We start from the raw sequence: 24,702 nt of genomic DNA on the forward strand, positions 1-24,702 counted from the left end.
AAACATGGAAATCCAAGCGGGAAAGACTATTGCCTGTGCGCATGTCAGGGGACACGTCGCAGGAAAGCTACACCTACGAAGGTGCAGGCGTCTCGATCGAGGCGGGCAATGCGCTCGTCAAGGCGATCGGACCGCTGGTGAAGGCAACCGCCCGCCCGGGCGCGGATAGCGAGATTGGCGGCTTCGGCGGCTTCTTCGATCCGAAGGCAGCCGGCTACAGCGATCCGCTGCTCGTCGCGGCCAATGACGGTGTCGGCACCAAGCTCAAGCTCGCGATCGATTACGACCGGCACGACACGGTCGGCATCGATCTCGTCGCGATGTGCGTCAACGACCTGATCGTGCAGGGCGCAGAGCCGCTGTTTTTCCTCGATTATTTTGCAACCGGCAAGCTGGAGAACGGCGTCGCCGAGCGCGTCATCGCGGGCATCGCCGGGGGCTGCAAGGATGCAGGCTGCGCGCTGATCGGTGGCGAGACTGCGGAGATGCCGGGCATGTATGCCGAGGGCGATTACGACCTGGCAGGCTTCTGCGTCGGCGCGGTCGAGCGCGGCGAGCAGCTGACCGGCGAGAAGGTTGCGCCCGGCATGGTACTCGTCGGCCTTGCCTCTTCGGGCGTCCATTCGAACGGCTATTCGCTCGTGCGCAGGCTCGCGGCGGACAAGGGCTGGAAACTCGATCGCCCGGCCATATTCGATTCGGAGCGCCTGCTGATCGACGCTCTGATCGAACCGACCCGCATTTACGTGAAGAGACTGCTTCCGCTGATCCGCGAAGGGCGGATCGCTGCGCTGGCGCACATCACCGGCGGCGGACTGCTCGAGAACATCCCGCGCGTTCTTCCCAAGGGCAGCCATGCCCGCGTCGATGCCGACAGCTGGGAACAGCCGCGGCTGATGGCGTTCCTGCAGGCGCAGGGGAATATCGAGCCTGCCGAAATGGCGCGCACCTTCAATTGCGGCGTCGGCATGGTGCTGGCGGTCGAGGAAGCCGAGGCAGACGGGGTCATGGCGGCACTGAAGGAAGCGGGCGAGACCGCCTTCGTCATCGGCCGGATCGAGGAAGGCGAGCGCGGTTGCACCGTCTCCGGCTCGACAGGCACGTGGTCGGCGAAAGACGACTGGGAAGCGACCCACCTTGCCTGAGAAGGCGAAAGTCGCCGTCTTCATATCGGGCAAGGGCACGAACATGGCCGCCCTGCTCTACGCCAGCCGCGCCGATAGCTGCCCTTACGAAATCGTCCTCGTCGCGGCCAACGATCCCGACGCCGAAGGACTGAAACTCGCAGCGGCTGAAGGCGTCGCGACCTTCGCATTGTCGCATCGCGGAATGGCGCGCGCAGCACATGATGCCGCGATGGAGGAGGCCGCACTCGGCGCCGGGGCGGATTATATCGTCCTTGCCGGCTACATGCGCATCCTCGACAGCGCTTTCGTGAAGCGCTGGGCTGGCCGGATGCTCAACATCCACCCATCGCTCCTGCCGAAATATCCCGGTCTCGACACGCACAAACGCGCGATCGAGGCGGGAGACAGTCATGGCGGTGCGACGGTGCACCTGGTGACGGAGGAGCTCGACGCCGGGCAGGCGCTCGGCCGGATCGAGGTTGCCATCTGGCCGGGCGATACGCCGGAAAAGCTCGCCAATCGGGTGCGGGTTGCCGAACACCAGCTCTACCCGCGGGTGCTCGCCGAATACGTCTCGCGCGGGAACGATCCCGACCATTTGCTCGCCAAGGTGCGCGAACTCGCCCTCGTCCTGCCCGAAACGCATGAGCGCGAAAGCCACGGCTCGCCCGGCTGGCGGGCGGGAAGCGAGAAGTCGGGCAAGTATTTCGCCTATTTCAACGACCAGCACCACGGCAGCGAACATATCGCGCTGCTGGTCAAGACCTCGGGCATGGACGAGCTGCTCGACCTCGTCGAGAATCGGCCGGACGCGTATTTCAAGCCGGCCTATTATGGCGCTTCGGGATGGATCGGGGTGATCCTCAACCGCCCCGGTGTCGACTGGAGCCATGTCGCAGAATGGCTCGAGCGCAGCTGGCGGCAGGTCGCCCCGAAGAAGGCGACGAAACTGCTCGATGCGGCGGACGAGTTTTAGGGGGACGAGCGAGCGATGGAGAATCTTCTGGGATGGCTGGGGGTCGCCGGATCGATCGTCGTCACACTGGTCGGCGTTTATTTCCGCTATCACCGCTACCAGACCGAAGCGCGCCGAAGCCGTGACGTCGCGGCCTGGGCGGACGATGCGATCGATACGCTGGTCACCGTGGAGGTCTGCGCGAAAGCCCCTTGCCCGCTACCCGAGGACGAGCGCGCCAAGCTGCTCGCAAAGGCCTATGTTTCCGCCAGCGTGCTGACCGAACAGGGGCGGCTGTTCTTCCCCAATGTCGACGGCGATGCCTATGTGAAGAGCGGCCGGACCTACCAGGGACGCAGGCCCAAGCTGCTCGATCCGCTGGTCGTCGCGCACAAGGCGGCGCGCCGGATGCTCGAGAAGCCGGAGGAGCCGACGACCGACCTGCTCGCCCTGCTCGTCGCGCAGCGCAAGGACTTCATGAGCCACGTGCAGGTCGAGATCGGAAGGCGGCGGGCGAACGCGAAGGATTCGCGGCTAGGCGGAATGACTGCCGATCTCGACGAGATGATAGCACAGGCCAAGTCGCAGGCCTGAGCGGGCCTGCACTGCTCCGAAAAAGTCAGTCGGCGGCAGCCGAGGAACTGTAGCCCATGAGCAATGCGAAGGGCACGGGCTCGGCGCGCGTATAGTTCTGCCACTCGCACACGCGGTCCTCCCGGACCACGACGCGCCAATGGGTATCGCGTGCCATTTCCGGCTCGTCGGTCTCGATGCGCCCGCGCACATATACCTCGACCCCTTGCTCGGAGATCGTTTCGACATGGATGGTGAAGCGCGGCACCAGCTCGGTGAAACGGTCGTATACCTCGAGGAAATCGTCGCGGCCGGCAATCACGCCTTCCCCGCTGTCGATGAACCGGAAATCATCGGTAATCGAACTGTCGACCAGCTCGACATCACCGGCATTGAAACCGCTGATCAGGCGGCGGGCCACCTGCTTTCGGGAGGGGCCGAACAACGCCATGCTTCAGCAGACCGCTTCCGGCATGAGAAAGCGGGCGAAGGCGGGCGGATCGGATGCGCGATGCGACTGGTATTCGGCGAGCTTGCCGTTCCGCACGCGGAAGCGCCACAGGCACTGCGCGTTGAGACGCGGATCGCGCGAAGAGCAACGCCCCCTGATCAGGACATTCTCACCCGCTTGCGTCATCGATGAGGGCTGGATTGCGAAGGCAATGTCCATTTCGAACATGCGGCGCATGGCTTCGACACAGGACGAGTAGCCGGAGATGCTATCTCCGCGACTGTCCGTGTAGACGACATCGTTCGCCAGCAAGCTCTCAATCGTATCGAGGTCTTCTGCCTCGATCGCGGCCAAAAACCGACTCGCGACGGCCTTGGGATTGGCCCCGCGCATGAGGCTTGCCTAACACGCGGGGCCGAGTCGGTCCAAAAATTAATCTGGATCAGATTTCGCGTTGATTATCCAACGATTTCATCTTCGTCGAAGAAGAAGTCGATCTCGATCTTCGCGTTCTCGTCGCTGTCCGAACCGTGGACCGTGTTGGCCTCGATCGATTCGGCAAAGGTCTTGCGGATCGTGCCTTCGGCAGCGTCGGCCGGGTTGGTCGCGCCCATGATGTCGCGGTTGCGCTTCACGGCGTCTTCGCCTTCGAGAACCTGCACGACAACCGGGCCGGACATCATGAATTCGACGAGCTCACCGAAGAAGGGGCGTTCCTTGTGGACCGCGTAGAAGCCTTCGGCCTGTTCCTTGGTCATGTGGATGCGCTTGGAAGCGACGACGCGAAGGCCGGCGTCTTCGAGCATCTTGGTGACCGCGCCGGTCAGGTTGCGACGGGTGGCATCGGGCTTGATGATCGAAAAGGTGCGGGTAACCGCCATGGGGTATTCCTTAGATTGGTTGGGGAGAATTCTTGCGGCGCGCCTCTACCCCCGGGAGGCGCGCGGCGCAAGCGTCAGCCGCCAGTGCCGATCATCAATTGCCCCTGCGTCTTGCCGTCCGGGCCGGGCACGGTGCTGAACGAGAAAGTGCGCTCGCCCGCGCCCTTGCCGCCGATGATCTTCGAATTGTCCGTCGTCAGGCTCATTTCGATGGAGATGTCCGCGCCCTCGGCAGCCTTGCGATAGAAGGCGATCAGCTCGTCTGGCGATGCATCGCTTACGAAGGTGAGCAGCGCACCGCGTTCGCCCGCCTGGTCGAAAGTCGTCGAGCTCACCACCTGTGCGCCAGGGTAGAGCTTGAAGCCGAGCGGAAGATCGACCCTCGCATCGGCCCCGGTGCGCATGGTCGCGGTGCCTTCATCGGTCGTTATGGTTGCCGTGGTCGAACCATCGTCCGAGCTTGCGCCGCTGTAGGCGACGGTTTCGCCATCTTCGGTCTCGACCGTTACGCTGTCGTCCGACCCGCACGCGGAAAGCACGGCCATTGCCGAGAGTGAAAGAACGAATATGCGCATGGAATTCCTCCCTTTGGAGCCAGGATAGGTCAGGACCGTGCCGGGCGACAAGCGATCAGGCAGCCTTCACCCAGCGCGCGCCGTCCTGCTTCCAGAAATTACGCTCCTGCCCGTCCATCTCGCGCCACAGGCTGCGGGCCTGTTCGATCGTGCTGTCGTCGAACAGCAGGAAGGCGCGATCGAACTGCCGAGCTTCCTCGCGCCACTTCCCGTCGGCGAACAGGATCATCCGCGCCTCGTTTGCAGCGTCGCACGTTGCGGACAGAAGGATGGGCTGGCGTTCGGCATGGGCCGCATCGGCGCGGCCATTGGCGAGGAACTCGGGCGGGTGGGCAGCCCACAGCGCCTCTTCGACCCTGTCGAGCTGCCCCGCCTCGTCGGACACGACCAGCAGCCTGCCGCCGCTGTCGACGACCTTGCCTGCCAGCAATGCAGTGACCTTCTCGACCGGGTCGCGGCTCAGCTGGTAGAAGTCGACCCTCATGCCTCACCCTTCCCCTTGTTGCGCCGGCATTTTTCGGAGCAATAGCGGACGTTCTCCCAGTCCCGCTCCCACTTCTTTCGCCAGGTGAAGGGCAGCCCGCAGGTCTCGCAGATCTTGCTCGGCAAGTCCGACTTGCGTCGCATCCGCGCCACGAACAGCCCTTCCCCTTTCGATCAGTTTTCGATGGTGTTGCGGACCAGCTGGTCCATCAGGCGAACGCCATAACCGGTCGCGCCCTTGCCCCAGGTGTGACCCGGCTTCTCCGACCAGACCATGCCTGCGATGTCGCAGTGCGCCCAAGGCGTGTCGTCCATGATGAAGCGCTTGAGGAACTGCGCCGCGGTGATCGAACCCGCCTCGCGCGGGCCGATGTTCTTCATGTCCGAGATCGGGGAATCGATCAGCTTGTCGTAGGCCGGGCCGAGCGGCATGCGCCACAGCTTGTCGCCCGTCTGGCGGCCTGCTGCGAGCAGGTCTTCGGCCAGCGTGTCGTCATTGGCGAACATGCCGCCGTGCTCATTGCCGAGCGCGATGAGCATGGCACCGGTCAGCGTCGCGAAATCGACGATGCGCGCAGGCGAATACTCGGTCTGCACCCAGTGCAGCGCGTCGCACAGCACGAGGCGGCCTTCGGCATCGGTGTTGAGCACTTCGATCGTCTGGCCCGACATCGAGGTAACGATGTCGCCCGGACGCTGCGCCTTGCCGTCGGGCATGTTCTCGACGAGGCCGACGACGCCGACGATATTCGCCTTGGCCTTGCGCTTGACCAGTGCGAGCATTGCGCCCGCTACTGCGCCTGCGCCGCCCATGTCCCACTTCATGTCCCACATGCCGGGCCCCGGCTTGATCGAGATGCCGCCGGTGTCGAAAGTCACGCCCTTGCCGACGAAGGCGATGGGCTTTTCGTCGCCGCCGCCGTTCCACTCGATCGCGAGAAGGCGCGAAGGCTGCTCGCTGCCCTGCCCGACGCCGAGCAGCGCGCCCATGCCGAGTTCTTCCATCGCGTCCTCGTCGAGCACGACGAGCTTCGCGCCAGTGCCATCGAAACGCTTCTCGCAGCGTTCGACGAAGCTGACCGGATAGACCTTGTTAGCCGGTTCGGCGACGAGTTCGCGGGTGAAATCGATACCCTCGGCAAGCGCGGCGTAGTTCGCCCACTCGGCCTCGGTCCCGTCGGGGGCGCCGACCACGGTCACGCTTTCGAGCGTCACCTTCTGCTCGTCCTTCATGCGCGTGCGATAGATGTCGTAGCGCCAGCTGCGCAGGCGCAGGCCGAGCAGCGCGGCGCAGGCTTCGATATGGTCGAGGCCGCTACCGGACAGGTCGAGCACGATCTCCTTCGCGCCGCTGGTCAGGTAACTGGCCGCCAGCGCAGCACCGGCCTTTTCCAGATTCGCATGACGCGCATCGACGCCCGGCTCGCCTGCACCTGCCAGTGCAACGCGCACCGTCTTGCCGCCGCGTTCCACGAAACTGTCGAAGAACTGGCCCGGCTTGCCCTCGAAACGGGCGACGCTGGCACCTTCGTCGATCGAGGCTTCGAGACCGGAAGGCATCTTGCCCTTGTCGACAATATGCGCCACGAGCCGCGCGTCCGAAGGCCGGGTATCGGTGAAATTGATCTGCATGGGTGCTCCAGAAAAACCTGCTGTTACGCGGCGTTCGCCTTCGGGCGGCGAGCCGCTTGTCGCGATTGCGATTAGGCGCGGGTGGTGCGATAGGCAAGCCATGCACCCGGCGCGTCCTGCCTCCATTCATTGCATGAGCCGCCGGGCGGTTCCCCGTCTCGGCGGGATGGCGCTGGTCGCGCTGGCATGGACCCTGCCCGCCGCTGCCGCCGCGCAGGAGGTCGAGGCGGCCGAGCCGCAACCGGTCGAAGAGGTTTCGCAGGAAAGCGCTCGCCAGATCGCGTTCGAGGCTGACAACCTCGCTTACGATTCGGAACGCGACATCGTCATCGCCAGCGGCAATGTCATCCTGCGTAGCGAAGACCAGTCGGTCCGCGCAGACGAGGTCGTGTGGGACAGGCCCGCCGGCACGATCACCGCGACCGGCAATGTGCGCGCGGTCGATGAAGCCGGCAACCAGCTTTACACCCAGAGCGTCGTGCTCAACGACCGCTTCGAGGCAGGTGCGATGGAAGACCTGCTGCTCGCGCTGCGCGAAGGCGGCCGGCTGGCCGCACGCGGCGGCGAGCGCGGCGAAGACGGCACGATCGAACTCAACAACGCAGTCTACAGCGCCTGCGCGGTGGCCGACGAGGACGGCTGCGACAAGGACCCGAGCTGGCGTATCACTGCCGAGCGCGTGACCTACGATCCGCAGGACAACCGCGTCCGCTTCCGAGGCGCCTATCTCGAGCTGTTCGGTGCGCGCATCCTGCCGCTGCCCGGCCTAACCGTCAGGACCGACGGCAAAGCGGTGTCCGGCTTCCTCGTTCCCGACCTGCGCGTCTCGGAATCGAACGGCGTGGAGGTCTCGGGCAGCTACTACGTCCGGGTCGCCGAGAACCAGGACCTGGAAGTCACCGGTTACCTCTTTACCGAAGCTCCGCCGATGGTGTCCGCGAAATGGCGCCACCTCGCAGCCGAAGGCGCCTACCAGATTACCGGCTACGCGACGCAGAGCCGCCGTATTTCCGACTTCACCGGTGTCCCGACGAGCGAGAGCGATCCGCGCGGCTATGTCTTCGCCAACGGCAAGTTCCAGTTCACGCCGGAATGGAGCATCACCGGCTCGCTGCGCCTCGCCAGCGACCGTACCTTCCTTCGCCGCTATGACATCAGCCGTGACGACCGCCTGCGCTCGATGGTCGATGCGGAACGGATCGACGACGATTCCTATCTCTCGATTGCCGGCTGGGCGACGCAGACGCTGCGCCTCAACCAGCCGCAGGGACAGGTGCCTTTCGTCCTTCCGGTGATCGACTACCGCCACCGCTTCGACGACCCGCTCGGGCTTGGCGGCAATGTCCAGCTGCAGGCCAATTCGCTCGCGCTGTTCCGTGACGAGGGGCAAGACACGCAGCGCGCTTTCGCGAGCGCACGGTGGGATCTGAAGCGTCTCACCAACCTCGGCCAGGTCATTACACTAACCGGGCTGGTGCGCGGCGACGTCTATCACAGCGACGAGAACTTCCTGACGCAGACCGCGATCTATCGCGGCAACCCGGGTTGGCAGACGCGCGGCGTCGCAGTTGCAGCGGTCGACATGCAGTGGCCCTTCGTGGGCGAGGCATTCGGCGGCACGCAGGTCTTCACCCCGCGCGTCCAGTTCGTCGCGAGCCCGCCGATCCGCAATCTTGCCGTGCCGAACGAAGATGCGCGCGCGATCGATCTCGAGGATTCGAACCTCTTCGCGCTCAACCGCTTCCCCGGATATGACCGGGTCGAGGACGGGGCGCGCATCACCTACGGCTTCGACTGGGAGCTGCAGCGTCCAGGGCTGCGTGTGCGCACCACGCTCGGCCAGTCCTACCGGCTCGACAAGGACCAGGACATTCTCGTCGACGGGACAGGGCTTTCGGAACGCGTGTCGGACTTCGTCGGCCGAACCGAAGTTCGCTATCGCGATTTCCTCAAGCTCACCCACCGCTACCGGCTCGACAAGGACAGTTTCTCGATCCGCCGCAACGAGTTCGACGCAGCGGTCGGCTCGAAAAGCACCTATGCCGAGATCGGCTACCTGCGGCTCAACCGCGATATCGCCGCCGGCATCGAGGATTTGCAGGACCGCGAGGAATTGCGCGTCGCGACCCGCGTGGCTTTCGCCCGCTACTGGTCGGTATTCGGGTCGGGCGTGTTCAACCTCACCGACCGCGACGAGGATCCGCTGCTCACTTCGGACGGTTTCGAGCCGATCCGCACGCGCCTCGGCGTCGCCTATCAGGACGACTGCCTCGAGATGGGGCTGACCTGGCGCCGCGACTATATCACCGCAGGCGACGCGCAGCGCGGCGATACCTTCCAGCTCTATTTCGCCATCCGTAATTTCGGCTTCCGCTGAGCCTTCGCAGCGTTTGCCCACATTGCGCATTTGACCCAAACACTCAGCTTGCGTTAAGCCGCGCTCCTACAGGGCGAACTGCTAATTCGGCGCGTCGAAACGCGCGAGAGACGGAAACCAAAATCGTGATCGACCAATTCGTTACCAAGCTTCTTGGCGGGCTTGCCGCCGCTTCCCTCGCTGCCACGCCGGTAGCCGCTGCCGCGCAGGATGCGCAGGCGGCACAGGATGCGCAGGCCGCTGCTGCCGCGCAGCAGGAAGTTCGCGTCGGTCCTTACGGCATTCCGGCCGCAGCCGTGCTTGCCAAGCTCGAAGACGAGAACAACCGTTCGCCCATCGCCGTCGTGAACGGCCGGGTCATCACCGGTACCGACCTCGCCCAGCGCGTCGCGCTGCTGGTTTCGACCTCGGGCGGTGAGCTGAGCCCGCAGGAACTGGTACAGGTCCGCATGCAGGTCCTGACCAACCTGATCGACGAGGTTCTCCAGATCCAGGCCGCAACCGCGCAGGAAATGGTGGTCGAGGAAGCGATGGTCCAACAGCGCTACGCCGAGGTCGCGCAGCGCAATTTCGCTTCGAGCCCGGACCCGGTCGGCTCGATGGACAGGCAGCTCGAGCAATTCGGCTCGTCGGCCATCTCGCTCAAGCAGCAGATTCGCGGCGAGATCGCCTGGCAGAGCCTGCTTCGCCGCAATGTCGTGCCGTTCATCAACGTCTCGGCCGAAGAAGCGCGCGAGCGCCTCGAACAGCTCGAAGCGACGCGTGGCACCGACGAATACCGCATCGGTGAAATCTACCTGAGCGCCACGCCCGAAACGCGCGAAGCGGTAGCGCGCAACGCCAATGCCATCGTGCAGCAGATCCAGCAGGGCGGCAGCTTCGTCGCCTATGCCCGCCAGTTCTCCGAAGCCTCGACGCGCGAGGTCGGCGGCGATCTCGGCTGGGTGCAGCTGAACCGCCTGCCGAATGAGATGTCGGAGCTGGTCAGCCAGATGCAGGTCGGCCAGCTTGTCGGCCCGGTCGAGATCCCGGGCGGCTTCAACATCATCCTGCTGATCGACAAGCGCCAGGTACTCTCGGCCGATCCGCGCGATGCACGCCTCGGCCTGAAGCAGATCTCGATCGAGATCCCCGCAGGTGCGACGGAAGAACAGGCTGCGCAGCAGATCCAGCAGTTCACCTCGACGATCCAGTCCGCCGGTGGCTGTGCCGCAGTCGACGATGTCGCTGCGCAGATCGGCGCAGAGGTCGTACCGAACAGCGCCGTCCCCGCCCGCACGCTTCCGGGCCAGCTGCAGCAGGCCGTGCTCAACATGCAGGTCGGCCAGATCACGCAGCCCTTCGGCTCGCTCGAAGAAGGCGTCCGCGTCCTCATGCTGTGCAGCCGCGAAATGCCGCAGGCCGGCGCGCAGCAGTCGGTCGAGGACATTCGCCAGGAAATCGAGAACGAGCGCATCGAAAAGCGCGCTCAGGCGTTCCTGCGCGACCTGCGCAACGACGCCGACATCCGGTATAATTGAGCGCGCGGTCCGACAGCCTGCCGCCCATCGCCCTCTCGCTGGGTGATCCGGCGGGCGTCGGTCCTGAGCTGATCGCCTGTGCCTGGGCGGATCGCTCGACGCAGCGCCTCGATCCCTTCTTCCTAGAGGCAAATCCGGCGATAATCCGCGAAGCCGCCGCCATGCGCGGTGTGGATTGCCCGGTGGTGCGCATATCCGATCCGGCGGAGGCGGGCGCCGCATTCGGCGAGGGCCTGCCCGTAATCGAGACCGACAATGGCGATTACCGCCCCGGCAATCCCGACCGCGAGGGCGCCGTCGCGGCGCTGCATTCGCTCGACAGTGCCATCGCCCATACACTTGCGGGTCGGGCGAGCGCCGTCGTCACAGCGCCTGTCGCCAAGGCCGAACTCGCCTCGGTCGGTTTCCCGACCCCGGGCCAGACCGAATATCTCGCGCTAAAATGCGATGTCATGGTGCAGGACACCGCGATGATGCTTGCCGGGCCGACGCTGCGCACCGTGCCGCTGACGATCCATGTCGCCATCGCCGATGTTCCCAAGCGCCTGTCGGTCGAGCTCATCGTCCGCAGAGCGCGCGTCGTGGCCCGTGCATTGCAGCGCGATTTCGGTCTTGAGCGCCCCCGCCTCGCGGTCGCAGGTCTCAATCCGCATGCGGGCGAGAACGGCGCTTTCGGGGACGAGGAAGCGCGCATTATCGAGCCTGCCATTCGCACCCTTCGCGAAGACGGTTTCGATGTGACCGGCCCGCACGCCGCCGATGCGCTGTTCACGCCGCATAGCCGCGACGGGTTCGATGTGGCGCTATGCATGTATCACGACCAGGCACTCATCCCGATCAAGGCGCTCGATTTCGACCAAGGGGTCAATGTGACGCTCGGCCTGCCGATCATCCGCACCAGTCCCGATCACGGGACCGCCTTCGATATCGCGGGCGAGCGCAAGGCCGATCCCGGCGCGATGATCGCCGCGATCCGCATGGCCGGCGATTGCGCCCGCCGCCGCGCCGGACACCGCGTCGATGGCTGACCTCCCCCCGCTGCGCGAAGTCATCGCCAAGCATGGTCTGAGCGCATCCAAGGCGCTGGGGCAGAACTTCCTGTTCGACGCGCAATTGCTCGAGCGGATCGCCGCCATTCCCGGCGATCTCGACGACAAGCCGGTGCTCGAGGTCGGTCCCGGCCCCGGCGGCCTGACGCGCGCGCTGCTCCAGGCGGGCGCGAGGGTAAGCGCAATCGAGATGGACCGCCGCTGCCTGCCCGCGCTTGCCGAATTGTCCGAGGCGTTTCCCGGGCAGCTCACCGTGATCGAGGGCGATGCGATGAAGCTCGACCACGGCGAGATCATGGGGGGAGAGCCGTTCGCTGTGCTGTCCAACCTTCCCTACAATGTCGGCACGGCGCTGTTCGTGCGCTGGCTGTCGGGCGAGGACTGGCCGCCGCAGTGGACCTCGCTCACCCTCATGTTCCAGCGCGAGGTGGCCGAACGCATCGTCGCGCAGCCGGGAACGAGCGCATATGGCCGCCTTGCGGTGCTTGCCCAGTGGCGCGCGCAGGCGAAGCTCGCGATGAAGGTGCATCGCAGCGCCTTCACCCCGCCGCCCAAGGTCATGAGCGCCATCGTCCATGTCACGCCGGGAGATGCTCCCGAGGGCGTCTCCGCTCGCGTCCTCGAACGGCTGACCGAGGCCGCCTTCGGCCAGCGCCGCAAGATGCTGCGCCAGAGCCTCAAGAGCGTGCCGGGCGCGGTCGAGGCGCTTGCCGGCATCGGGATCGAGGAGACGCGCCGCGCCGAAACCGTCTCGGTCGCGGAATTCGTCGCGCTGGCCCGCTTGCTCAGCTAGCCGCGCCTGCCGTCACGGTTCGGCGATAGAGGTGCCATGTCGCATGGCCGAGGACCGGCAGGACGACGAGCAGGCCGAGAAACGCCGGGACCATCGCGACGAACAGCGCAATCGCGATGATTGCCGCCCAGACCAGCAGCACGAAGCGATTGTCGCGGATCGCCTTGAGGCTCGCGAAGATGGCCGAGAGGAAGTCGGTCTCGCGATCGACCAGCATCGGCAGGCTCATCACGGTAATCGCGTAAAAGGCGAGCGCCATCAGCCCGCCGACAATTGATCCGACCGCGAGCATCGCAAGTCCCGCATCTGTCGCGAGCATCTCGATCGATTCCGATCCCACGCCGGATTCCGCCATGAAGATCGCGAAGATGCCGTGCGCGACGATCATCCAGAAGCTGAAGGCGACGAAGACGATCCCGCCCATCAACATGATCTGCTGGTCACCGTGTCCCTTGAGGGCTCCGAGAACCGCGCCCCAGCCAATCGGCAGGCCGGCCTCGCGTCGGCGGCTGACCTCGTACAGGCCGACCGCGGTGAACGGTGCGATCAGCGGGAAGCCGGCAGTCGCAGGGATGAGCCATTCGGCCTGCCCCCATTCGACCAGCGCGAAGTAGAGGAATATCCCGGTGCCGACATAGATGGCGGCGAAGAACAGCCCGTAGATCGGGTGCGCCCTGAAATCGGCGAAACCGGCCGCCAGGGCCCCGCCCAAATCGCCGAGGCGCAGGTCGCTTGCGACCTCCACCGGCGGCGGTTCAACGTGCTGATCGATCCCTGTCGTCGTAACCATGGCTCTCCCCTTCCATGACGCGAGGGGACAGCTTGATACAAACCTGCCGCGCGATCAACTCGCCATCTGGCCCGGAGGCGCAGCAGTGACCATCATCGCGGCGATGCGCGGCGAATGTTCGGCCGCCCATTCCATCGCTTCGCGGTAGAGAATGATGTCGATCTCGCCGAGCTTCTCCATGCGGATCGCGACCGGGTCGCCCCACAGTGCCCATTTGGTCGAGACGAGATGCATCTCCTCGAACGGCAGGAAGAGCTTGGGCGACCCGATATCGAACGGCTTCATTATGGCGAGGCCGATCCCGCTGGGCAGGACGCTTACCCGAATCGGCGGATAGACATTCTGCCGGCGGTTCGAATGCATCCCCCAGCGTATGCCACGCTCCGCAATAGCCGCCGCGCCGAACAGCTTGCTCGGATTGTTCTGCGCGCGGAAGCCGGTGCCGTAATGCACGGCTGCCTTGCGCCACATGATGAGGTGGATCGACATCACCATGTAGAGGCAGCCAAACAGCACGCTCGCGCCGATGATCGACGCGGTCGTCAGCCAGACGAGTTCACGAAAGAAGGAAACTACCTGCTCCATACCGCCGGAATAGCAGCAGAAATTGAAGATTTCCTTCCGCTCGGCCGAGGCGCGTCAGCATCGCCCCTACCTAAGCTCAGCTCGCCTTCTTCTCCAGTCGCCACTGGTGCAGCAGCGGTTCGGTGTAACCGCTCGGCTGCTCGACGCCCTTGAAGACGAGGTCGCATGCCGCCTTGAAAGCGAGGCTCGTATCCCAATTGCCCGCCATCGGTTCGTAGAGCGGATCGCCCGCGTTCTGTTCGTCGACCTTGGCGGCCATGCGTTTGAGGCTGTCCATCACCTGCTCCTCGGTCGCGATGCCGTGGAGCAGCCAGTTGGCCATGTGCTGGCTCGAGATGCGCAGGGTCGCGCGGTCTTCCATCAGGCCTACGTCGTTGATGTCGGGCACCTTTGAGCAGCCAACGCCCTGGTCGATCCAGCGCACGACGTAGCCGAGCAGGCCCTGCGCGTTGTTGTCCAGTTCCTCGCGCACTTCCTCTTCCGACCAGTTGGGGCGGTCGGCGAGCGGGATGGTCAGCAGCGGTTCGAGGCCCGGCGTCTCGCCAAGGCCCTTCTGCACCGCGAAGACGTCTTCCTCGTGGTAGTGGAGCGCATGGAGCGTCGCGGCGGTCGGCGAGGGAACCCAGGCGGTGTTCGCGCCCGAGCGCAGGTGACCGATCTTCTCGATCATCATCTTGCCCATCAGGTCGGGCGCGGGCCACATGCCCTTGCCGATCTGCGCCCGGCCAGACAGGCCGCAGGCCATGCCGATCCCGACATTGCGCTTTTCATAGGCATCGAGCCACGCGCTCGACTTCATGTCCGCCTTGCGGATCATCGGACCCGCCTGCATCGAGGTGTGGATCTCGTCGCCGGTGCGGTCGAGGAAGCCGGTGTTGATGAAGACGATGCGGTCCTTCACCGCGTGGATGCATGCGGCGAGGTTCGCGCTGGTGCGGCGTTCCTCGTCCATCACGCCGACCTTGATCGTGTGACGCTTGAGGCCGAGCAGGTCTTCCACCGCGTCGAAAAGGTCGTTGGTGAAGGCGCATTCCTCCGGCCCGTGCATCTTCGGCTTCACGATATAGATGCTGCCGAATTTCGAGTTGCCGTATTTCGCATGGCCTTCGACATCGAGCGCGGAGATCGTGCTGGTGAAGACCGCGTCCATGATGCCTTCGGGAACCTCGCTGCCATCGGGAAGCAGAATCGCCGGGTTGGTCATCAGGTGGCCGACATTGCGCACGAACAGCAGGCTGCGGCCCATCAGCGCGTGCTGGTTGCCATCGCCATCCCGGTACAGCTTGTCGTCATTGAGGGAGCGGGTCATCAGTGCCCCGCCCTTCTCGAACGTGTCTTCGAGGTCGCCGCGGATCAGGCCGAGCCAGTTGGTGTAGGCAAGCGTTTTGTCCTCGCCATCGACTGCCGCGACCGAATCCTCGCAGTCGCAGATCGTGGTCAGCGCCGCTTCGACCATGATGTCGGCGATGCCCGCCTTGTCGGTCTTGCCGACCGGGTGCTCGCGGTCGAACACGACTTCGATGTGCAGGCCATTGTTGCGGAACAGCAGGCCTTTTGGCGTGTGACCGACCCACTGGCTTTCGTCCTGCAGTTTGCCGTCATGCTCGTCGGCGATGTCGGCCCAGCTCTGGTCGACCAAGGGGAGTGCCTCGTCGAGGAACCGGCGTCCGCGTGCGATCACCGCCGCGCCGCGTTCCTCGTCATAGCCGCCGGGCCGCGCGGGCGGCGCATCGAGGGCGTCGGTCCCGTAGAACGCGTCGTACAGGCTTCCCCAGCGCGCATTGGCGGCATTGAGCAGGAAGCGTGCGTTGAGGATCGGCACGACCAGCTGCGGGCCTGCCATGGTGGCGATTTCCGGATCGACGTTCTGGGTGCCGATGGTGAAGGTTTCCGGCTCCGGCACGAGGTAGCCGATCTCGTCGAGGAAGGCGCGGTATTCCGCTGCGTTGTGGTCCTTGCCGCGGCGTTCCTTGTGCCAGGCGTCGATCTTCGCCTGCAGCTCGTCCCGCTTGGCGAGAAGCGCTCGATTGCGCGGCGCGAAATCCGCGAGGAGATCGGCAAAGCCTTGCCAGAAGGCATCGGCATCGCGGCCCAGCGTGCCCAGCACCTGCTTTTCGAGAAGGTCGACGAGGCCGGGATAGATCTTCAGTCCGGCACGGGTCGTGTAGTCGCTCATGTGTCCTCGCTCATGTCTGGCCGCCGACGCGTGCCGGCAGCGGATTCGTAGTAGCAAATCCCGGGGAGGACGAGGCGCGATATGGCGGGGCCCGCCAGCGATTGCAACGACTTTGCCCCGATCTGTCGCTTCGCCCCTTTGAAACCCACCGCCCCATCGCTAGAGACCGTTGCAGATGAAACTTGATGCCGACCAGCAAGCCTTGATCGAACCGATCGACCAGGACGCGATGCTCGCCCATGCGCGCGAGTGGAGCGCGGTGAACACCGGCACGGCCAATCTCGACGGGCTGGCCAAAATGGCGGGCATGCTCGCCGACGCTTTCTCCGCGCTTCCGGGCGAGATCGAACTGGTCGATCCCGCTCCGGTCACGGCAATCGATGCCGACGGGCGCGAAGTGAACCGGCAGTTCGGCCAGCACATGGTCCTGCGCGTGCGTCCCGAAGCCTCGCGCCGCCTGCTCTTCACCGGCCATATGGATACGGTGTTCCCGAAAGAGCACGTCTTCCAGGACCAGACCTTCCTCGAAGACGATATCCTCAACGGCCCGGGCCTTGCCGACATGAAGGGCGGGATCGCAGTCATCCTCCATGCTCTCAAGGCGTTCGAGCAGAGCGATGTCGCGAGCCGCAGCGGCTATGACGTGATGATCAATTCGGACGAGGAAACGGGCTCGCTCGCCTCCGCGCCGCTGATCGAACAATTGGCGCAAGGCAAATACGCCGCGCTGACCTACGAACCCTCCGCCCTGCCTGACGGCACGCTTGCCCATGCACGCGGCGGAAGCGGGAACTACTCGCTCACCATCACCGGCAAATCCGCCCATGCAGGGCGCAATCCGCAGGACGGACGCAATGCGATCGTCGCAGCGGCTGCCCTGACGCTCGGGCTGAAAGAGCTCCAGAATGCGGAGTGTCCGGTCAACCCGGCGAAAATCGAAGGGGGCGCGGCCAACAATGTCGTGCCCGACCACGCCGTGCTACGCTTCAACATCCGGCCCAAGAGCCCGGATGCGGCAGAGGCGTTCGAGGCAGGGCTTGCCGGTCTCATCGGCGACGTCCAGCAGGCGCACGAGGTTTCGATCCACCGCCATGGCGGCATTACCCGCCCGCCAAAGCCTGTCGATCGCCGTGCGCAGAAACTCTTCGACCTCGTGCGCGACTGCGGCGCCTCGCTCGGCCAGACAATCGGCTGGCAATCGACCGGCGGCGTGTGCGACGGCAACAATATCGCGGCGACCGGCGTGCCGGTAGTCGACACCATGGGCGTGCGTGGCGGCAAGATCCACTCGCCCGACGAATTCATGATCGTATCATCTCTGTCCGAGCGGGCGGCCCTGTCCGCGCTCGTGCTGCAGAAAATTGCCTTGGGGGACCCGCTTTGAGTTTTCGCCTGCGAGCCGCGCGCTCCGACGACCTTGAACCGCTTTACGAGATGGCCAAGCTGACCGGCGGCGGGTTCACCAACCTGCCCCCGGACCGCAAGGCGCTGACCGAAAAGCTCGACCGCGCCGCCAAGGCGTTCGGCCGGACAGAGGAAACGCTGGGCGACGACCAGTTCGTCCTCGTCCTCGAAAACACCGAAACCGGGGCGGTTCGCGGGACGTGCCAGCTGTTCACGCAGGTCGGCCAGCAGTGGCCGTTCTATTCCTATCGCCTCAGCACGATCACCCAGTACTCGCAGGAACTCGACCGGACGGTGCGGGCCGAAATCCTCAGCCTGGTGACAGACCTGGAAGGTTGCAGCGAGGTCGGCGGGTTGTTCCTCCATCCGAACGAACGAGCGGGCGGACTCGGCCTCTTGCTGGCGCGCAGCCGCTACCTGTTCATCGCCATGCACCGCGCGCGATTTGCCGATCGGATCCTCGCCGAACTGCGCGGCATCATCGATGACCGCGGCGGCTCGCCCTTCTGGGATGGCGTTGCCGGGCGCTTCTTCGGCATGAGCTTCCAGGAAGCGGACTATTTCAACGCGATCAACGGCAACCAGTTCATCGCTGACCTGATGCCCAAGCACCCGGTCTATGTCGCAATGCTCGACGACGATGCGCGCGACGTGATTGGCCTGCCGCACCCGACGGGGCGCGCTGCCATGCGCATGCTCGAGAACGAGGGCTTCGCCTACGAAGGCTATGTCGACATCTTCGACGGCGGTCCGACGATGCTTGCGCGGACCGACAATGTGGCGAGCGTCAAGAACGCCAAGCACGCCGCGATCGAGGGGATCGACTGCACGGGCGGCGAGCGTGCGCTGCTCGCGACCGGGCAACTGACCACCTTCCGCGCCTGCTACGGCGAGCGCTGCGTGAACGCCGACGGCTCGGTCACGATCGACGCCAAGGCGGCCGAAATCCTCGACGTCCAGCCGGGCGATATCGTGTGGAGCGTGGCGCGATGAGCAAGCTCGTCGAGATCAATTTCGACGGCATCGTCGGGCCTTCGCACAATTACGCGGGCCTCAGCCTCGGAAATATCGCGAGCGTCAGTCACAAGGGCGACCCTTCCTACCCGCGCGCTGCGGCGTTGCAGGGGATCGGGAAGATGCGTGGCAACATGGGCCGCGGCCTTGCACAGGGTTTCCTCCTGCCTTTGCCCCGCCCCAATGAAGAGACGCTGCGGCGGCTCGCGGTCGATGCAACCGCCAACCGCGCGCTGCTCGCAGCCGCCTGGTCGGCAAGTTCGATGTGGACCGCCAATGCGGCCACCGTCAGCCCCGCTCCCGACACGGCTGACGGGCGCTGCCACCTGACGCCCGCCAACCTCGTCACCATGGTCCACCGCGCACAGGAATGGCGCGACACCAAGGCGCAGCTCGACATCGCTTTTGGCGACAGCAAGCATTTCGCGGTGCACGATGCCGTGCCGCCGAGCTTCGGCGACGAGGGCGCGGCCAATCACATGCGTTTTTGCGAGGGACATGACGCCAAGGGCGTCGAGGTCTTCGTTTACGGTCGTCCCAGCGGCAAATTCCCTGCGCGCCAACACGAACAGGCCAGCCGCGCGGTTGCCCGCCTGCATGGGCTCGATCCCGAACGCTGCCTGTTCATCGAGCAGAACCCGCTCGCGATCGAAGCCGGTGCCTTCCACAACGATGTCGTCTCGGTCGCCAACGAGCGCGTGCTCTTCACGCACGAGGAAGCTTTTGCCGACCAGCAGGGTGCCTACGACGCCATCCGCGACGCTTTCCCCGCCCTCGAAGTGGTCGAAGTGCCTTCGAGCGCGGTGAGCCTCGCCGAAGCGATCAAGACCTACCTCTTCAACGCCCAGCTGCTGACCCTGCCGAGCGGTGAAATGGCGCTGGTCGTCCCGGAAGAATGTCGCGAGAGCGCAGCCGTGTGGAGCTGGTGCGAAGGCATGCTCGCCTCGAACGGTCCGATCCGCCATGTCATCCCCGTCGACGTTCGGCAGAGCATGGCCAATGGTGGCGGCCCTGCCTGCCTGCGCCTGCGCGTCGTGGCCGATCCGGCGACCGTCGATCCGCGCTTCCTGCTCGACGATGCCAAGGCCGAGCGACTCGAAGACGTCATCGCCGAGCACTGGCCCGAGCAGATCGACCCGTCCGACATTGGTTCGGAACCGCTTGCACGCTCGGTACGTAATGCCCGTAGCAAGCTGTTGGAAATGCTCGATTTGCGAGAACTGGGTTAACGCGCTCGACACGGCGTCGGCATCGTTTACACTCCGAGCAGCATTAACCACTGCCAGGCGCGGCAATCCGCAACTGGCACGCCCCTTGCGGGGGAAGAGGTTAACGGAAAGGAGTGCTCGTGCTGAAAAAGATCGGAAGGCTGTTCGTCATCAAGACGCGCTTCGAAGCTTTCGTGATCATCTATGCGCTCGCCCTGGGTGCGACGGCGCGCGGCTCGCAGTATCTCACCGAATATCCGGGTTTCGGCGGCAAGCTCCTGTTCCTCGCCACCACGGGCGCGGTATTCCTCGCCGGTGCGAAGATCCTCGATTGCCTGCGCTACGAGCGCAAGGAACGCGAGGCGGAAGAGGCCGAACAGGCCTGATAATTCAACACAATTTGTCGAAGGTGGGGGTTTCTGTTGCTAGCTACCCCAGCCCATGACCTGCGGGGCGAGGACCGTCGCGCACCGGGCGGCGCTAGCGCTCTCATTGAGAAGAAGGTGGGGGTTTCTGTTGCTAGCTACCCCCGGAGCCCCGGAATCCGCTTCTGTTGCCCGGTGGGTCCAACCGCGCTTTAGCTTTGTAAATTCAGGCCGTTAGGCCATAAAATTACGCTGCGAGAGCGAGTGCTTCGTTATCGTTGGCACTTGTGTGTTGTGAACAGTTTTACGGGGTACTCAGCCCGGGCGAAAACGATGTCTTTCAACACACGTCGATCCTGGTTCGGCCCCGTCAGAACACCCGGATTTCCGGAGATTTTGGTGGAGCCGCCGGGTACTGCCCCCGGGTCCGTTGCGTCTATTACACACCGCAATTTATCGCCATAGCCCGCAAAAAACGGGCGAGACCTATATAGGCCCCGCCCGCTTAATGTGAAGTGTATGTGTGGCGCCTCAGCCCATCGGGCCGTTCTTCGGTGCCCCGGGCGCTCCGCCCTTCAGTGCATCGCGAATTTCGGTCAGTAGCTCGATCTCGGTCGGGCCGGACGGGGCTTCTTCCTTCTTCTCCTCGAACTGCGCCGTTGCCTTCTTGGCGTAACGCACGAGCAGGAAGATGATGAAGGCGAGGATCACGAAATTGATCAGCGCGGTGACGAATGCGCCGTAGCCGATCATGGCCGCACCGGCTTCCTTGAGCGCCGCGTAGTCGCTGGTCGAGCCTTCGTAGCCTTCCGGCACGCTCAGCAGGATGAAGTACTGGCTGAAGTCCGCCCCGCCGAAAATCCAGCCGACGATGGGCATGATCAGATCGTCCGTCATCGAGCCGACGATGGTGGCGAATGCGCCGCCGATGATGACCGCGACGGCCAGTTCCATGACATTGCCCTTGGCAATGAATTCCTTGAATTCCGAAAGCATCTCAGTCCCTCCGCTGCGACCCGGTGGATGGCGAATTTTGCACGCCGCCAACGGCTTGCCAACCCGCCAATTGCTTGAATATCCACAAGGGTGTGCTATATGAGCAATACAGAACCACTCGCGCCCGATGCCCCCAAGCATCGCGGCCGTTTCTCAAGGGGATTTCGATGAATTTCGCTGCTCTTCGCCGCTGGGCGCTTGTCGCCTTCGCTTCGCTCGGGCTCGCCGGCTGCGGTATCAACTCGGTTCCGACCAAGGAAGAAGCTGCCAAGGCGCAGTGGGGTAATGTCGAAAGCGCGCTGCAGCGCCGCGCGGACCTCATCCCGAACCTCGTCTCGGTGGTCGAGGCTGCCGCGATTTCGGAGCGTGACATCCTCCAGGGCGTCGTCGATGCGCGTGCGCGCGCCACGGCGATCAACATCACGACCGACGATCTGTCCGACCCGGACGAGTTCCAGAAGTTCAGCCAGGCGCAGAACCAGCTGACCCAGGCGCTCGGCCAGCTTCGCACTGTCATCGAGAACTACCCGCAGCTGCAAAGTCAGCCGCGCTTCGCGGACCTGATGGTCGCGCTCGACGAGAGCGAGAACCTGATCAACACCGAACGCCTGCGCTACAACGAGAAGGCGCAGGATTATAACACAGAGATCCGCACCTTCCCGTCCTCGATCGGCGCGAACATCATTCACGGTGCCGAACGTCTCGAGTATTTCGAGGCCGAGGAAAGCGCCAGGGACGCGCCCGATGTCGACATGAGCGGCATCACCGGCACCGACAGCGCAGGCGAGTGATCGCCGCACACCCAGCGAAAGCCGTAATCGCATGGCGGGCAGCGCTGTCCGCCATGCTCCTTGCGCTGGCGCTCCTTGCCGCGCCCGCTTTCGCGCAGGACTATCCGCCGCGCCCAGAAGGGCCGATCTACGACAGCGCCGAGATGCTTTCGCCCCAGGCGGAGGCAGAGCTCGACGCGCGGCTGCGCGAGTACAATGCGCGCACCGGGCGCGCGATCGTGGTCGCGACGATCCCGAGCCTCAACGGCGCCAATCTCGAACAATATGCGACGGGGCTGTTTGTCGACTGGGGCATCGGCGGGGCCGAGCGCGACCAAGGCCTGCTGCTGCTGGTCGCACGCGATGACCGCAAGCTGAGGATCGAGGTCGGCTACGGCCTGCATCCCTATTTCGGCGGTATCATGTCGGGCCGCGTCATTCGCGAAACGATCACGCCGCAATTCAAGGCTGGCAATTTCGATGCCGGGATCACCCAGGGCGTCGACCGGATCATCGAGCATTTGGACAAGTCGCCCGAAGATGCGCAGGCGATCGAAGAGGCGGCGGCTGCGGCCGAGGCCAATCGCACCGTTCGCGAAGGCGGTTTCCCGATCGGCGCGCTGTTCTGGTTCGGCTTCCTGTTCTTCTTCTTCATCCTGCCGATGTTTCGAGCGGGCCGACGCAGCCGGCGCTATCGCCGCAGCGGCGTCGGCGACGTGGTCGGCGACATCATCCTGTGGGAAGTCGGCAAGGGCATCGCTCGCTCGCTTAGCGACGGCGACGACTGGGGCAGCGGTGGTTTCGGCGGCTTCGGAGGAGGCGGAGGCGGCTTCTCCGGTGGCGGCGGTTTCGGTGGTTTCGGCGGCGGCATGTCCGGCGGCGGCGGTGCGAGCGGGAGCTGGTAGATGGGACGCTATCTCGACGAAAAGGGGCACGAGACCGTCACCCAGGCGGTGCGCGATGCCGAACTGACTACCTCCGGCGAAATCGTGACTGTCCTCGCCGACAGGTCCGATGGCTATTCCGACATCGTCCTTGCCTGGTGCGCGCTTGCGGCCTTCACCGCGATGAGCGTTTTCGCGATCTGGCCCGACGTCCTGATCGGCTGGGCCGACCAGCTGACCGGCGACTGGGGAACCGAATGGTCCATTGCCGAGGTCATATCAATGGTGCTGACCGTTGGCGTCGCCACCTTCGGCATCGTCTGGCTCGTCCTGCGTATCGATGCGCTGCGCTTCCGCACCATTCCCGGTCCGGTGAAGTCGGACCGCGTGCGCGAACGTGCGGTCAAGCATTTCAAGGTCGGCGCTGAACGCCGCACGCATGGCCGCACCGGCATCCTCATTTACCTCTCGATGCGGGAACACCGTGCGGAGATCGTTGCCGACGAACCCATCGCGGTGAAGGTCGATGCGGAAGTCTGGGGCAATGCCATGGCCGATATGCTCGTCGAAATCCGCAAGGGGTGCATCGCTGAAGGCCTCGCCGCAGGCGTGCGCGATGTGGGCGAAGTGCTCTCGCAGCATTTTCCGCGGGCAGAAGATGACGAGAACGAGTTGCCCGACCGCCTCATCGAAGTCTAACACCCCCAGCCATGAGCACGAGCGACGCCGATCTGCCGGAAGAAATCGTCTGGCAGGGCAACTTCATCACCGCCAAGAAGCGCGGTAAGTGGGAATATGCGGGGCGCGCTCGCGGCATCAGGGCAGCGGCGATCATCGCGATCGACGATGAAGGCTGCGTGCTGCTGGTAGAACAATACCGCGTCCCCCTCGGCCGCGTCTGCCTCGAGGTGCCGGCTGGCCTGATCGGCGACGACGATGGCATGGAAGACGAAAGCGCGGAGACCGCGGCAATCCGCGAGCTGGAAGAAGAAACCGGCTACACCGCCGCGCGGATGGAAAATCTTGGCGACTTCTATTCCAGCCCCGGCATGGTGAGCGAGAGCTTCACCCTGCTTCGTGCCCGCGACTTAACCAAGGTCGGCGAAGGCGGCGGCACGGATAGCGAAGACATTACCGTTCACCGGGTCAAGCTCGACCACCTGCCGCAATTCGTTGCGGCATGGCGCGCAAGAGGCCATGCAGTGGACGTAAGGATCGCCATGCTGATGGCGGCAGGATTTATCGGAGAGGAATGAGAATATGGCAGGACGGGTAGCGGGCAAGCTGGCACTGGTAACGGGCGCGGCGCAGGGACTGGGCGCCGCCCATGCAACCTTGCTCGCGAAGGAAGGTGCGCGTGTCCTGTGCACCGACATCAACGGAAACGGTGCCGCCAATACGGCTGAGGCGATCAACAACGCCTTCGGGGCCGGCACCGCCTATTCGATGGAGCACGACGTCACCAACGCGGGCCAGTGGGCCGATGCGGTCGACATGGCGCGCGAGAAGATCGGCGGGCTCAACGTGCTGGTGAACAACGCCGGCATCGGTGTCGGCGGCAATATCGAAACCTGCAAGTTCGAAGACTGGAAGCGCTGCTTCGCCGTCAATGTCGATTCGATCTTCCATGGCTGCCAGAAGGCCCTGCCGCTGATGCGCGAGCATGCGCCCGGTTCGATCGTCAATATCTCGAGCATCGCAGGCCTCATCGCGAGCGACACCATGCCGGCCTACAACTCGTCGAAGGCAGCGGTGTGGATGCTGACCAAGTCGATTGCGCTGCACTGTGCGAAGAACAACATGGGCATCCGCTGCAACTCGGTTCACCCGACCTTCGTCGATACGCCGATCCTCGACGGGACGGCGAAGAACCACAATCTCGACAAGGGCGTGCTGATGGAGAAGCTGGCGCGGCAGATCCCGCTGAAGTTCGTCGGCGAGCCGAACGACATCGCCAATGCGGTGCTTTATCTCGCAAGCGATGAAAGCCGTTTCATGACCGGCGCCGAGCTCAAGCTCGATGGCGGCATCTCGGCAATGTAAGGCCGGGGCGGAACCCGGATACAAGAGAGGGGCCGATTGGCCCCTCCCGGT

27 protein-coding genes and 1 other RNA gene are annotated in these 24,702 nt (G+C 64.5%); 16 read left to right on the forward strand and 12 right to left on the reverse strand.

All coding sequences use genetic code 11. From position 1 onward, the window contains the following. The first annotated feature begins 41 nt into the window (after nt 1-41). The 3 genes from purM to EO245_RS11705 are packed head-to-tail and all read left to right on the forward strand — an operon-like array spanning nt 42 to nt 2,676. Nucleotides 42-1,145: a phosphoribosylformylglycinamidine cyclo-ligase gene (gene purM, locus EO245_RS11695; RefSeq protein WP_128893092.1), complete on the forward strand. Its 1,104-nt coding sequence runs from the start codon at nt 42-44 to the stop codon at nt 1,143-1,145. Continuing rightward, on the forward strand, nt 1,138-2,103 hold the full coding sequence (purN, locus tag EO245_RS11700) for a phosphoribosylglycinamide formyltransferase (RefSeq protein WP_128893093.1): 966 nt from the start codon (nt 1,138-1,140) through the stop codon (nt 2,101-2,103). The genes purM and purN overlap by 8 nt, the downstream gene beginning before the upstream one ends. A gap of 15 nt (nt 2,104-2,118) precedes the next feature. Next, nucleotides 2,119-2,676: a hypothetical protein gene (locus EO245_RS11705; protein ID WP_128893094.1), complete on the forward strand. Its 558-nt coding sequence runs from the start codon at nt 2,119-2,121 to the stop codon at nt 2,674-2,676. Between the two features lie 25 nt (nt 2,677-2,701). Here EO245_RS11705 and EO245_RS11710 read toward each other — a convergent pair whose 3' ends face one another. The 7 genes from EO245_RS11710 to EO245_RS11740 form a co-directional block, all read right to left on the reverse strand. Further along, on the reverse strand, nt 2,702-3,076 hold the full coding sequence (locus EO245_RS11710) for a nuclear transport factor 2 family protein (protein ID WP_164931317.1): 375 nt from the start codon (nt 3,074-3,076) through the stop codon (nt 2,702-2,704). Nucleotides 3,077-3,109: 33 nt separating this feature from the next. Then, nucleotides 3,110-3,499, reverse strand: coding sequence for a nuclear transport factor 2 family protein (locus tag EO245_RS11715; RefSeq protein WP_128893096.1), 390 nt, complete (start codon nt 3,497-3,499; stop codon nt 3,110-3,112). Between the two features lie 65 nt (nt 3,500-3,564). After that, nucleotides 3,565-3,987 carry a nucleoside-diphosphate kinase gene (gene ndk / locus EO245_RS11720; RefSeq protein WP_128893097.1) on the reverse strand — a complete coding sequence of 141 codons (423 nt, stop codon included), beginning with the start codon at nt 3,985-3,987 and terminating at the stop codon, nt 3,565-3,567. Nucleotides 3,988-4,061: 74 nt separating this feature from the next. Then, complete coding sequence (locus EO245_RS11725) at nt 4,062-4,562, reverse strand: hypothetical protein (protein ID WP_128893098.1); 501 nt, start codon at nt 4,560-4,562, stop codon at nt 4,062-4,064. Nucleotides 4,563-4,617: 55 nt separating this feature from the next. After that, nucleotides 4,618-5,046: a DNA polymerase III subunit chi gene (locus EO245_RS11730; protein WP_128893099.1), complete on the reverse strand. Its 429-nt coding sequence runs from the start codon at nt 5,044-5,046 to the stop codon at nt 4,618-4,620. Beyond that, on the reverse strand, nt 5,043-5,189 hold the full coding sequence (locus tag EO245_RS11735; RefSeq protein ID WP_128893564.1) for a DUF2256 domain-containing protein: 147 nt from the start codon (nt 5,187-5,189) through the stop codon (nt 5,043-5,045). The genes EO245_RS11730 and EO245_RS11735 overlap by 4 nt, the downstream gene beginning before the upstream one ends. A 30-nt stretch (nt 5,190-5,219) precedes the next feature. Then, entirely contained in the window at nt 5,220-6,677 is a 1,458-nt protein-coding gene (locus EO245_RS11740; RefSeq protein ID WP_128893100.1) for a leucyl aminopeptidase, read from the reverse strand. 133 nt (nt 6,678-6,810) lie between these two features. Between EO245_RS11740 and EO245_RS11745 the strand changes: the two genes are divergently transcribed. The 4 genes from EO245_RS11745 to rsmA all read left to right on the forward strand — a co-directional run bounded on the left by EO245_RS11745 (nt 6,811) and on the right by rsmA (nt 12,416). Further along, the gene (locus tag EO245_RS11745) at nt 6,811-9,054 is read left to right on the forward strand and encodes an LPS-assembly protein LptD (RefSeq protein ID WP_234026890.1); all 2,244 of its coding nucleotides are present in this window, start codon (nt 6,811-6,813) and stop codon (nt 9,052-9,054) included. 125 nt (nt 9,055-9,179) lie between these two features. Beyond that, nucleotides 9,180-10,574, forward strand: a complete 1,395-nt coding sequence (locus EO245_RS11750; protein ID WP_199798653.1) for a peptidylprolyl isomerase — start codon at nt 9,180-9,182, stop codon at nt 10,572-10,574. Further along, entirely contained in the window at nt 10,571-11,602 is a 1,032-nt protein-coding gene (gene pdxA / locus EO245_RS11755; RefSeq protein WP_234026891.1) for a 4-hydroxythreonine-4-phosphate dehydrogenase PdxA, read from the forward strand. Before EO245_RS11750 ends, pdxA begins: the two co-directional genes overlap by 4 nt. Further along, nucleotides 11,595-12,416: a 16S rRNA (adenine(1518)-N(6)/adenine(1519)-N(6))-dimethyltransferase RsmA gene (rsmA, locus tag EO245_RS11760; RefSeq protein ID WP_128893103.1), complete on the forward strand. Its 822-nt coding sequence runs from the start codon at nt 11,595-11,597 to the stop codon at nt 12,414-12,416. The genes pdxA and rsmA overlap by 8 nt, the downstream gene beginning before the upstream one ends. Here rsmA and EO245_RS11765 read toward each other — a convergent pair. From EO245_RS11765 to EO245_RS11775, 3 genes are all read right to left on the reverse strand, one after another. Continuing rightward, nucleotides 12,409-13,206 (reverse strand): DUF2189 domain-containing protein, encoded by a 798-nt coding sequence (locus EO245_RS11765; RefSeq protein ID WP_128893104.1) that lies wholly within the window; start codon nt 13,204-13,206, stop codon nt 12,409-12,411. The two genes, rsmA and EO245_RS11765, sit on opposite strands and share 8 nt — an antisense overlap. 54 nt (nt 13,207-13,260) lie before the next feature. Beyond that, nucleotides 13,261-13,791, reverse strand: coding sequence for a hypothetical protein (locus EO245_RS11770; RefSeq protein WP_128893105.1), 531 nt, complete (start codon nt 13,789-13,791; stop codon nt 13,261-13,263). Between the two features lie 76 nt (nt 13,792-13,867). Then, entirely contained in the window at nt 13,868-15,967 is a 2,100-nt protein-coding gene (locus EO245_RS11775) for a malate synthase G (protein WP_128893106.1), read from the reverse strand. Between the two features lie 175 nt (nt 15,968-16,142). Between EO245_RS11775 and EO245_RS11780 the strand changes: the two genes are divergently transcribed. The 4 genes from EO245_RS11780 to EO245_RS11795 all read left to right on the forward strand — a co-directional run bounded on the left by EO245_RS11780 (nt 16,143) and on the right by EO245_RS11795 (nt 19,979). Continuing rightward, a complete protein-coding gene (locus tag EO245_RS11780) occupies nt 16,143-17,351 on the forward strand; it encodes a hydrolase (RefSeq protein WP_128893107.1) in 1,209 nt (402 codons plus the stop codon). Continuing rightward, on the forward strand, nt 17,348-18,364 hold the full coding sequence (locus tag EO245_RS11785) for an arginine N-succinyltransferase (protein WP_128893108.1): 1,017 nt from the start codon (nt 17,348-17,350) through the stop codon (nt 18,362-18,364). Before EO245_RS11780 ends, EO245_RS11785 begins: the two co-directional genes overlap by 4 nt. Continuing rightward, nucleotides 18,361-19,614, forward strand: coding sequence for an N-succinylarginine dihydrolase (locus EO245_RS11790; protein WP_128893109.1), 1,254 nt, complete (start codon nt 18,361-18,363; stop codon nt 19,612-19,614). Before EO245_RS11785 ends, EO245_RS11790 begins: the two co-directional genes overlap by 4 nt. Nucleotides 19,615-19,733: 119 nt before the next feature. Further along, complete coding sequence (locus EO245_RS11795; protein ID WP_128893110.1) at nt 19,734-19,979, forward strand: hypothetical protein; 246 nt, start codon at nt 19,734-19,736, stop codon at nt 19,977-19,979. Between the two features lie 152 nt (nt 19,980-20,131). Here the strand turns inward: EO245_RS11795 and ssrA are convergent. Further along, nucleotides 20,132-20,477, reverse strand: a transfer-messenger RNA (tmRNA) gene (ssrA, locus tag EO245_RS11800). Nucleotides 20,478-20,489: 12 nt separating this feature from the next. Then, complete coding sequence (gene mscL / locus EO245_RS11805) at nt 20,490-20,954, reverse strand: large conductance mechanosensitive channel protein MscL (protein WP_128893111.1); 465 nt, start codon at nt 20,952-20,954, stop codon at nt 20,490-20,492. A gap of 167 nt (nt 20,955-21,121) precedes the next feature. Between mscL and EO245_RS11810 the strand changes: the two genes are divergently transcribed. Genes EO245_RS11810 through EO245_RS11830 form a run of 5 tightly spaced genes read left to right on the forward strand, consistent with a single transcriptional unit; the run spans nt 21,122 to nt 24,651 of the window. Beyond that, nucleotides 21,122-21,745 (forward strand): LemA family protein, encoded by a 624-nt coding sequence (locus EO245_RS11810; protein WP_128893112.1) that lies wholly within the window; start codon nt 21,122-21,124, stop codon nt 21,743-21,745. A gap of 53 nt (nt 21,746-21,798) precedes the next feature. Next, nucleotides 21,799-22,629: a YgcG family protein gene (locus EO245_RS11815; protein ID WP_128893113.1), complete on the forward strand. Its 831-nt coding sequence runs from the start codon at nt 21,799-21,801 to the stop codon at nt 22,627-22,629. Continuing rightward, complete coding sequence (locus EO245_RS11820) at nt 22,630-23,307, forward strand: TPM domain-containing protein (RefSeq protein ID WP_128893114.1); 678 nt, start codon at nt 22,630-22,632, stop codon at nt 23,305-23,307. Between the two features lie 11 nt (nt 23,308-23,318). Continuing rightward, nucleotides 23,319-23,864, forward strand: coding sequence for an NUDIX hydrolase (locus tag EO245_RS11825; RefSeq protein WP_128893115.1), 546 nt, complete (start codon nt 23,319-23,321; stop codon nt 23,862-23,864). Nucleotides 23,865-23,868: 4 nt separating this feature from the next. Next, nucleotides 23,869-24,651 (forward strand): SDR family oxidoreductase, encoded by a 783-nt coding sequence (locus EO245_RS11830; RefSeq protein WP_128893116.1) that lies wholly within the window; start codon nt 23,869-23,871, stop codon nt 24,649-24,651. Nucleotides 24,652-24,702: the final 51 nt, after the last annotated feature.

The sequence above is a fragment of the Erythrobacter sp. HKB08 genome (assembly GCF_004114695.1).
Classification (GTDB): domain Bacteria; phylum Pseudomonadota; class Alphaproteobacteria; order Sphingomonadales; family Sphingomonadaceae; genus Parerythrobacter_A.

What these genes read in the sequence shown, in the direction of transcription:
- purM (WP_128893092.1), top strand. Translation starts at nt 42, where the DNA reads ATGTCAGGGGACACGTCGCAGGAAAGCTACACCTACGAAGGTGCAGGC.
- EO245_RS11705 (WP_128893094.1), top strand. Translation starts at nt 2,119, where the DNA reads ATGGAGAATCTTCTGGGATGGCTGGGGGTCGCCGGATCGATCGTCGTC.
- EO245_RS11715 (WP_128893096.1), bottom strand. Translation starts at nt 3,499, where the DNA reads ATGCGCGGGGCCAATCCCAAGGCCGTCGCGAGTCGGTTTTTGGCCGCG.
- ndk (WP_128893097.1), bottom strand. Translation starts at nt 3,987, where the DNA reads ATGGCGGTTACCCGCACCTTTTCGATCATCAAGCCCGATGCCACCCGT.
- EO245_RS11725 (WP_128893098.1), bottom strand. Translation starts at nt 4,562, where the DNA reads ATGCGCATATTCGTTCTTTCACTCTCGGCAATGGCCGTGCTTTCCGCG.
- EO245_RS11730 (WP_128893099.1), bottom strand. Translation starts at nt 5,046, where the DNA reads ATGAGGGTCGACTTCTACCAGCTGAGCCGCGACCCGGTCGAGAAGGTC.
- EO245_RS11735 (WP_128893564.1), bottom strand. Translation starts at nt 5,189, where the DNA reads ATGCGACGCAAGTCGGACTTGCCGAGCAAGATCTGCGAGACCTGCGGG.
- EO245_RS11740 (WP_128893100.1), bottom strand. Translation starts at nt 6,677, where the DNA reads ATGCAGATCAATTTCACCGATACCCGGCCTTCGGACGCGCGGCTCGTG.
- EO245_RS11745 (WP_234026890.1), top strand. Translation starts at nt 6,811, where the DNA reads ATGAGCCGCCGGGCGGTTCCCCGTCTCGGCGGGATGGCGCTGGTCGCG.
- rsmA (WP_128893103.1), top strand. Translation starts at nt 11,595, where the DNA reads ATGGCTGACCTCCCCCCGCTGCGCGAAGTCATCGCCAAGCATGGTCTG.
- EO245_RS11765 (WP_128893104.1), bottom strand. Translation starts at nt 13,206, where the DNA reads ATGGTTACGACGACAGGGATCGATCAGCACGTTGAACCGCCGCCGGTG.
- EO245_RS11770 (WP_128893105.1), bottom strand. Translation starts at nt 13,791, where the DNA reads ATGGAGCAGGTAGTTTCCTTCTTTCGTGAACTCGTCTGGCTGACGACC.
- EO245_RS11775 (WP_128893106.1), bottom strand. Translation starts at nt 15,967, where the DNA reads ATGAGCGACTACACGACCCGTGCCGGACTGAAGATCTATCCCGGCCTC.
- EO245_RS11780 (WP_128893107.1), top strand. Translation starts at nt 16,143, where the DNA reads ATGAAACTTGATGCCGACCAGCAAGCCTTGATCGAACCGATCGACCAG.
- EO245_RS11790 (WP_128893109.1), top strand. Translation starts at nt 18,361, where the DNA reads ATGAGCAAGCTCGTCGAGATCAATTTCGACGGCATCGTCGGGCCTTCG.
- mscL (WP_128893111.1), bottom strand. Translation starts at nt 20,954, where the DNA reads ATGCTTTCGGAATTCAAGGAATTCATTGCCAAGGGCAATGTCATGGAA.
- EO245_RS11810 (WP_128893112.1), top strand. Translation starts at nt 21,122, where the DNA reads ATGAATTTCGCTGCTCTTCGCCGCTGGGCGCTTGTCGCCTTCGCTTCG.
- EO245_RS11815 (WP_128893113.1), top strand. Translation starts at nt 21,799, where the DNA reads ATGCTCCTTGCGCTGGCGCTCCTTGCCGCGCCCGCTTTCGCGCAGGAC.
- EO245_RS11820 (WP_128893114.1), top strand. Translation starts at nt 22,630, where the DNA reads ATGGGACGCTATCTCGACGAAAAGGGGCACGAGACCGTCACCCAGGCG.
- EO245_RS11825 (WP_128893115.1), top strand. Translation starts at nt 23,319, where the DNA reads ATGAGCACGAGCGACGCCGATCTGCCGGAAGAAATCGTCTGGCAGGGC.
- EO245_RS11830 (WP_128893116.1), top strand. Translation starts at nt 23,869, where the DNA reads ATGGCAGGACGGGTAGCGGGCAAGCTGGCACTGGTAACGGGCGCGGCG.